General features: G+C 67.8%; 5 protein-coding genes. All 5 read right to left on the bottom strand.

The window, feature by feature from the left end; genetic code table 11:
- Window positions 1–147 precede the first annotated feature (147 nt).
- A complete protein-coding gene (locus A5787_RS06725) occupies window positions 148–1,521 on the bottom strand; it encodes an FAD-containing oxidoreductase (RefSeq protein ID WP_066963497.1) in 1,374 nt (457 codons plus the stop codon).
- Window positions 1,518–2,027 carry a DUF4126 domain-containing protein gene (locus tag A5787_RS06720; protein WP_066963494.1) on the bottom strand — a complete coding sequence of 170 codons (510 nt, stop codon included), beginning with the start codon at window positions 2,025–2,027 and terminating at the stop codon, window positions 1,518–1,520. The genes A5787_RS06725 and A5787_RS06720 overlap by 4 nt, the downstream gene beginning before the upstream one ends.
- A 96-nt stretch (window positions 2,028–2,123) precedes the next feature.
- Window positions 2,124–2,978, bottom strand: a complete 855-nt coding sequence (gene hisG, locus A5787_RS06715) for an ATP phosphoribosyltransferase (RefSeq protein ID WP_066963491.1) — start codon at window positions 2,976–2,978, stop codon at window positions 2,124–2,126.
- 2 nt (window positions 2,979–2,980) lie between these two features.
- Window positions 2,981–3,262, bottom strand: coding sequence for a phosphoribosyl-ATP diphosphatase (locus tag A5787_RS06710; protein ID WP_066963488.1), 282 nt, complete (start codon window positions 3,260–3,262; stop codon window positions 2,981–2,983).
- 119 nt (window positions 3,263–3,381) lie between these two features.
- The gene (gene metH, locus A5787_RS06705) at window positions 3,382–7,125 is read right to left on the bottom strand and encodes a methionine synthase (RefSeq protein ID WP_066963515.1); all 3,744 of its coding nucleotides are present in this window, start codon (window positions 7,123–7,125) and stop codon (window positions 3,382–3,384) included.
- Between the last annotated feature and the right edge of the window lie 172 nt (window positions 7,126–7,297).

Genomic DNA, 7,297 nt, shown 5'->3' with positions numbered 1-7,297 from the left:
GCGCTGGGGGTTGGGGGTGCCCTCTCCCGGGGGGGGGGGGGGGGGGGGGGGGGGGCGGCCCCCCCCCGGCGCCCCCCCGCCAAATTTCCGCGCCTTTTTGCAGTGAGCGCACGTTCGGCGCGCCGGAAGCTTCCTGGCAGCACCACGTCAATCGGCTAGTGGCGACATCTCCTGCAGCATCGTCGGAATCAACTCGCTGACGGTGGGGTGGATGTGCATCGTGCGCGACAGCGTGGTGTACGGCGCCTTGGCCGACATGACGTCCAGGATGGCGTGAATCGCCTCGTCGCCGCCGACCCCGAGGATGGCCGCGCCCAGGATCTCGTCGGTCTCGGCGTCCACCACCACCTTCATAAAGCCTTGCGTCTCACCCTTTTCCACCGCCCTGCCGACCCGCGTCATCGGCCGCTTGCCGACCAACGCCTTGCGGCCGGACGCGCGGACCTGGCTCACGCTCATCCCGGCACGCCCCAGTGGCGGGTCGATGTAGAGCGCGTAGGTGGTGATGCGGTCGCTCACCCGGCGCGGGTCGTCGTCGAGCAGGTTGGCGGCGACGATCTCGAAATCGTTGTACGAGGTGTGGGTGAACGCGCCCTTGCCGTTGCAGTCGCCCATCGCCCAGATGTGATCGACGCTGGTCTTGAGCTGGTCGTCGACCACGATGTAGCCGCGGGCGTCGGTCTGCACGCCGGCCGCCTGCAGGCCGAGGTCGTCGGTGTTGGGTTGCCGCCCCACCGCCACCAGCAGCTGGGTTCCGGCGATCGGGGGGGCGCCGCCGCCAGGAGTGAGTTCGAATCCCTTGTCGGTCTTGGTGATTCGCACGTCATCAGCGCCGACGATGACGTCGATGCCCTCGGCCTCCAGGATTTCCCTGACGGTGGCGGAGATGTCCTCGTCCTCGCGGGACGCCAGCCGCGGGCCGCGCTCGACCACGGTGACCCGGGCCCCGAAGCGCCGGAACATCTGCGCGAACTCCAGCGCGATGTAGCTGCCGCCGAGGATGACGAGATGGTCTGGCAGCGTGTCGAGTTCGAGGATCGAGACGTTGGTGAGGAATTCGACGTCGGACAGCCCCGGGACGTCCGGCACCACCGCGCGGCCGCCGACGTTGAGGAAAATGCGGTCGGCGTGCAGCAGGTCGCCGTCGACGCTGACGGTGTGCGGGTCTTCGAAACGGGCATGACCGCGAAAGACGGTGCAACCGTCCATGCCGTCCAACCAGCTTTCGACGCCCTTGCGGTCGGCGAGCATGATGTCGTCCTTGCGCGCCTTGACTTTCGCCATGTCCACGCGGATCGGGCCGGTCCCCACGCCGTATTCGGCTCCGCGCCGGGCCAGGTGGGCGGCGTGCGCGCTGGCCACCAGGGTCTTGGTCGGGATGCATCCGTTGTTGACGCAGGTGCCGCCGACGAGTTTGCGCTCGATGACCGCGACGCGCTGGCCGGCGGCGGTCAGCCGTCCGGCCAGCGGAGGGCCGGCCTGCCCGGCGCCGACGATGATCGCATCGAAATGCGTTGTCACTTAACCGCCGTGAGCAGGTACTCCGTCAGCACGTGACCCGTCACCGCCACGATGGCGAACGCGCCGAGGACCGCGACCGCGTCCTCGAGCAGCGCGATCGGCAGGTCCCTGCCGGCCACGGCGGCCAGCCGTTTGCGGGCCTGATAGCCGCCGAGGGTGCCGAGCACCGCCCCGATGACGCCCGCGCCGAGCGCGGAGAAGGTCCAGTGCGGCCAGGCGCCCAGTACCGCCCCCGCCAACCCGCCCGTGATGATGCGGGCGGCGAAGATCGGCGGCGCCGTGCGGGCCGGCGTCTTGGGCAGCTTGTCGTTGACCAGCTCGCCGACGGCGAGAACGGTGAAGACGATGACGGTGATGATGCTGGCCATCCAGGACGCCCACGTGCCGTGCACGTCGATCCAACCCAGGTATGCGGCCCAGGCGACCACGGCGGGGGCCGTCAGCGAACGCAACCCGGCGACGACACCGATGAGTAAAGCCAGCAACAGAATTAGCGCGTGTGTCACGAAGACCCTCCCGGGGACTAGACAATGACGCGGGCGTCTACCTTGCAGCAGCCCTAGCCGGACGCTAACACAGCCGCGAGAAAGCCACCCGTTGGTCTAGAACCGGCAGAACCTGATGTCGGACGCCAGGATCGCCTTGGCCCCGATGGCGGCGAGCTCGTCCATGATCTCGTTGACGCCGCGACGCGGCACCAGGGCGCGGATCGCCACCCAGTCCGGATCGGCGAGCGGGGCGATGGTCGGTGACTCCAGTCCCGGGGTGATCGACGTTGCCTTGTCCAGGACCGAACGCGGGCAGTCGTAATCGAGCATCAGGTACTGCTGGCCGAACACCACGCCCTGGACCCTCGCGACCAGTTGATCGCGCACCGCTTTCGTTTCGTGGCCGCCCTCGTCGGCGCGCTCTATCAGCACCGCCTCCGAATCGCACAGCGGCTCACCGAAGGCCACCAGGTCGTGCAGGCTCAGGGTGCGCCCGGACCCCACCACGTCGGCGATGGCGTCGGCCACACCGAGCTGTACCGAGATCTCCACGGCGCCGTCAAGCCGGATGACCGTGGCCTCAATCCCCCTCTCGGCCAAGTCTTTCCGGACCAGGTTCGGGTAGGCGGTGGCGATCCGCCTGCCGGCCAGGTCCGCCGTCGTCCAGTCTTGGCCGGCCGGGCCGGCGTACCGAAAGCTCGACGACCCGAAGCCCAGCGCCAGGCGTTCGCGCACCGGTGCGTCCGAGTCGCGCACCAGGTCGCGTCCGGTGATGCCGAAATCCAGCTCCCCCGAACCCACGTAGATGGCAATGTCCTTGGGCCGCAAGAAGAAGAACTCGACCTGGTTGACCGGGTCGATGACGGTGAGGTCCTTGGAATCGGTGCGGCGCCGGTAGCCGGCCTCCGCCAGGATCTCGCTGGCCGGCTCGCTGAGCGTGCCCTTGTTGGGAACGGCAACCCGCAGCATGCTCACAACTTCCGGTAGATGTCGTCGAGGGACAGTCCGCGCGCGATCATCAGCACCTGCGTCCAGTACAGCAGCTGGCTGATCTCCTCGGCCAGCGCCTCGTCGGGTTCGTGCTCGGCGGCCAGCCACACCTCGCCGGCCTCCTCCAGGATCTTCTTGCCCAGGCCGTGCACGCCGCCGTCCAGCGCGGCGACCGTGCCGCTGCCGGCCGGCCGGGTGCGGGCACGCTCGCCGAGTTCGGCGAACAGCTCCTCGAAGGTCTTCACGGCCAGCGATTGTTTCACGCGGCACCGAGCAAAGTCACGGCGGTTTCTGCTGAGCTTCGGCCGCGAAGGTCCGCAAACTGCCGCGCTGGCCGGCGTGTCGCCGTACAAACACGCGCGCTCGCGGCAGAGCGCGAACCTCAGTCCTCCGGGTTGTAGCCGAGGTTGGGGGCGAGCCAGCGCTCGGCTTCGGCCAGGGTCCAGCCCTTGCGCTTCGCGTAGTCGGCGACCTGGTCCTGGGCCATCCGGCCGACCACGAAGTACTGCGATTGCGGGTGCGAGAAGTACCAGCCGCTCACGGCGGCACCCGGCCACATCGCCATCGACTCGGTCAGCTCAATGCCGGTCCGCTCCTGGACGTCCATCAGCGTCCACAGCGTCGCCTTTTCGGTGTGCTCCGGGCAGGCCGGGTAGCCGGGCGCAGGGCGGATTCCCACGTACTTCTCACCGATGAGTGCGTCGTTGTCCAGCTGCTCGTCCGGCTGGAATCCCCAGAACTCCTTGCGGACCCGTTGGTGCATCCGTTCGGCGAATGCCTCTGCCAGCCGGTCGGCGATCGACTCCAGCAGGATCGCGCTGTAGTCGTCGACGGCCGCCTTGAACTCCGCGATCTTCTCCTGGCTGCCGAGCCCCGCGGTGACGGCGAAGGCGCCGACGTAGTCGGCCAGACCGGTGTCCTTGGGCGCGATGTAGTCGCCCAGCGACCGGTTCGGGATCCCGTCCCGGTGCTCGCCCTGCTGGCGCAGGTTGTGCAACGTGGTCAGCACCTCGGTGCGGGTCTCATCGGTGTACACCTCGATGTCTTCAACACCCGAGCCGACCGCGTTTGCCGGGAAGAACCCGATCACCCCGTTGGCGGTCAGCCACTTCTCCTTGATCAGGGTGTCGAGCATCTCCTGGGCGTCGTCGTACAGCTTGCGGGCGGCCTCGCCCGACACGGGGTTGTTGAGGATGTCGGGGAACCTGCCCTTCATCTCCCAGGCGTTGAAGAACGGCTGCCAGTCGATGTACTCGCGCAGCTCGGCGAGGTCGTAATCCTGAAATTCCCGTACTCCCGCACCGATAGCGGGCACCGGCGGCGTGTAGCCGTCCCACTCGATCGGCGTCCGGTTCGCGCGGGCCTTCTCCAGCGTCAGCAGCGGCCGCTCGTTCTTCTGGGCGTGCCGTTCGCGCAGCGACGCGTAGTCCTTCTCGGTGGCCTCCAGCAGGGCCGGACGCTGCCTGTCGTCGAGCAGCGCGGCAGCGACGGGCACCGAGCGGGAAGCGTCCTTGACCCAGACCACCGGACCGCTACGGCGCGGCGATACCTTCACGGCCGTGTGGGCGCGCGAGGTGGTCGCGCCGCCGATCAGCAGCGGAATCTCCATGCCCTCGCGTTCCATCTCAACGGCGAAGTTGACCATCTCGTCCAGCGACGGGGTGATCAGGCCGGACAGCCCGATGATGTCGGCGTCGTGCTCCTTCGCCGCGTCCAGGATCTTCTGGGCGGGCACCATCACGCCGAGGTCGATCACTTCGAAGTTGTTGCACTGCAGCACGACCCCGACGATGTTCTTGCCGATGTCGTGGACGTCGCCCTTGACCGTCGCCATGATGATGGTGCCGTTGGTGTCCTTACCGGCTGCGGCGCCGGACTCTTCCTTCTCCGCCTCGATGTACGGCAGCAGGTACGCGACGGCCTTCTTCATCACCCGGGCCGACTTCACGACCTGGGGCAGGAACATCTTGCCCGAGCCGAAGAGGTCACCGACGACGTTCATGCCGTCCATCAGCGGTCCCTCGATCACCTCGATCGGGCGGCCACCAGCCGCGGCGATCTCGGCCCGCAATTCCTCGGTGTCGGCATCGACGTGGGCGTCGATGCCCTTGACCAGGGCGTGCGTGATGCGCTCGCGGACCGGGAAGGATCGCCACTCGGCCGCCGCCGGGTCCTCGGCCTTCTCCGAGCTGTTGAACCGTTCGGCGATCTCCAGGAGCCGTTCGGCCGCGTCCTCGCGACGGTTCAGGACGACGTCCTCGATCCGGTCCCGCAGCTCGGGGTCGATCGAGTCGTAGGGCACCAGCGCGCCGGCGTTGACGATGCCCATGTCCAGGCCGGCCTTGATGGCGTGGAAGAGGAACACCGAGTGGATCGCCTCGCGGACGGGGTTGTTGCCCCGGAACGAGAACGACACGTTCGAGATGCCGCCGGAGAGGTGCACCGCGGGCAGGTTTTCCTTGATCCAGGCGCAGGCCTCGATGAAGTCGATCCCGTAGGTCGCGTGCTCCTCGATACCGGTCGCCAGCGCGAAGCAGTTCGGGTCGAAAATGATGTCCTCGGGCGGGAATCCGACCTCTTCGGTCAGGATCCGGTAGGCGCGCCCGCAGATCTCCTTGCGGCGCTCCAGGTTGTCGGCCTGCCCCTGTTCGTCGAAGGCCATCACGACGACGGCGGCGCCGTACTTGCGGCACAGCCGTGCCTCGCGGATGAACTTCTCCTCGCCCTCCTTCATGGAGATCGAGTTGACGATCGGCTTGCCCTGCACGTTCTTCAGGCCCGCCTCGATGACCTCCCACTTGGAGGAGTCGATCATCACCGGGACGCGGCTGATGTCGGGCTCGGACGCGATCAGCTTGGTGAACCGGTCCATCGCGGCGACGCCGTCGATCATGCCCTCGTCCATGTTGATGTCGATGACCTGCGCACCGACCTCGACCTGCTGCAGGGCGACCGACAGCGCGGTGTCGTAGTCCTCGGCCTTGATCAGGTTGCGGAACCGGGCGGAGCCGGTGATGTTGGTGCGCTCACCGATGTTCACGAACAGCGAGTCGTCGGTGATGTTGAGCGGCTCCAGGCCCGAGAGCCGGGTGGCCACCGGGATCTCCGGCAGCTCGCGCGGCGGTTTGCCCTCGACGACCTTGGCGATCTCGGCGATGTGCGGTGGCGCCGTCCCGCAGCAACCACCGACCAGGTTGACCAGACCGGCCCCGGCGAAGTCGGCGATGTAGGAGGCCTGGCGCTCCGGGGACTCGTCGTACTCGCCGAAGGCGTTGGGCAGGCCGGCGTTCGGGTAGCAGGAGACGAAGGTGTCCGCGATCCGCGCCACCTCGGCGATGTAGGGCCTCATCTCCGGCGCGCCCAGGGCACAGTTGAGGCCCACCGCGAGCGGCCTGGCGTGCCGGATCGAGTTCCAGAAGGCCTCGGTGACCTGGCCGGACAGCGTCCGCCCGGAAGCGTCGGTGATGGTGCCCGAGATGATCACCGGCCAGCGGCGTCCGCGCTCCTCGAACAGCGTCTCGACGGCGAACACCGCCGCCTTGGCGTTCAGCGAGTCGAAGATCGTCTCGATGATGAGGAGGTCGACGCCGCCGTCGACCAGGCCGTTCGCGGATTCGAGGTAGGCGGCGACCAGCTGGTCGTAGGAGACGTTGCGGGCTCCGGGGTCGTTGACGTCCGGGGAGATCGACGCGGTCCGCGTCGTGGGCCCGATTGCGCCGGCGACGTAACGGGGCTTCTCCGGGGTGCTGAATTCGTCGGCCGCCTTGCGGGCCAGCGCCGCGCCGGCGTAGTTCAGCTCGTAGCTGAGGTCCGCCATGTCGTAGTCGGAGAGCGAGATCGCGTTCGCGTTGAACGTGTTGGTCTCCAGGATGTCGGCGCCCGCCTCGAGGTACTCGCGGTGGATCCCCTCGATGATCTGCGGCTGCGTCAGAGTGAGCAGGTCGTTGTTGCCCTGAAGAGCGGTCGGCCACTCGGTGAACCGGTCGCCGCGGTAGCCGGCCTCGTCCGGCCGGTCCCGCTGGATCGCGGTGCCCATCGCGCCGTCGATCACCATGATCCGCCGGCGCAGGGCAGCCGTCAGTTCGTCGATGCAGTCGGGGCGGATGTTCGGTTCAAAGGCGTTCACGTACTTCCTTCCGTAGCGGAAGGCGTCCTTGACTCTGCCGAGCGTGGCGGATACCGGCAGGGAACCGGAACCGTTGCAACGCCTCTCGACCAGCAAAGTCTACGTCGTCCCCCGATCGACGTCTGGACGCCCAACTCATCGCCGAAATCGACAGCTCGCGGATCCTGTCGGC

The sequence above is a fragment of the Mycobacterium sp. 852002-50816_SCH5313054-b genome (assembly GCF_001667185.1).
Classification (GTDB): Bacteria; Actinomycetota; Actinomycetes; order Mycobacteriales; family Mycobacteriaceae; genus Mycobacterium.
This window is presented reverse-complemented; position numbering and strand designations above follow the sequence as displayed.

Excerpts from the sequence above, each read along its gene's own strand:
- hisG (WP_066963491.1), bottom strand. The coding sequence starts at position 2,978 with ATGCTGCGGGTTGCCGTTCCCAACAAGGGCACGCTCAGCGAGCCGGCC.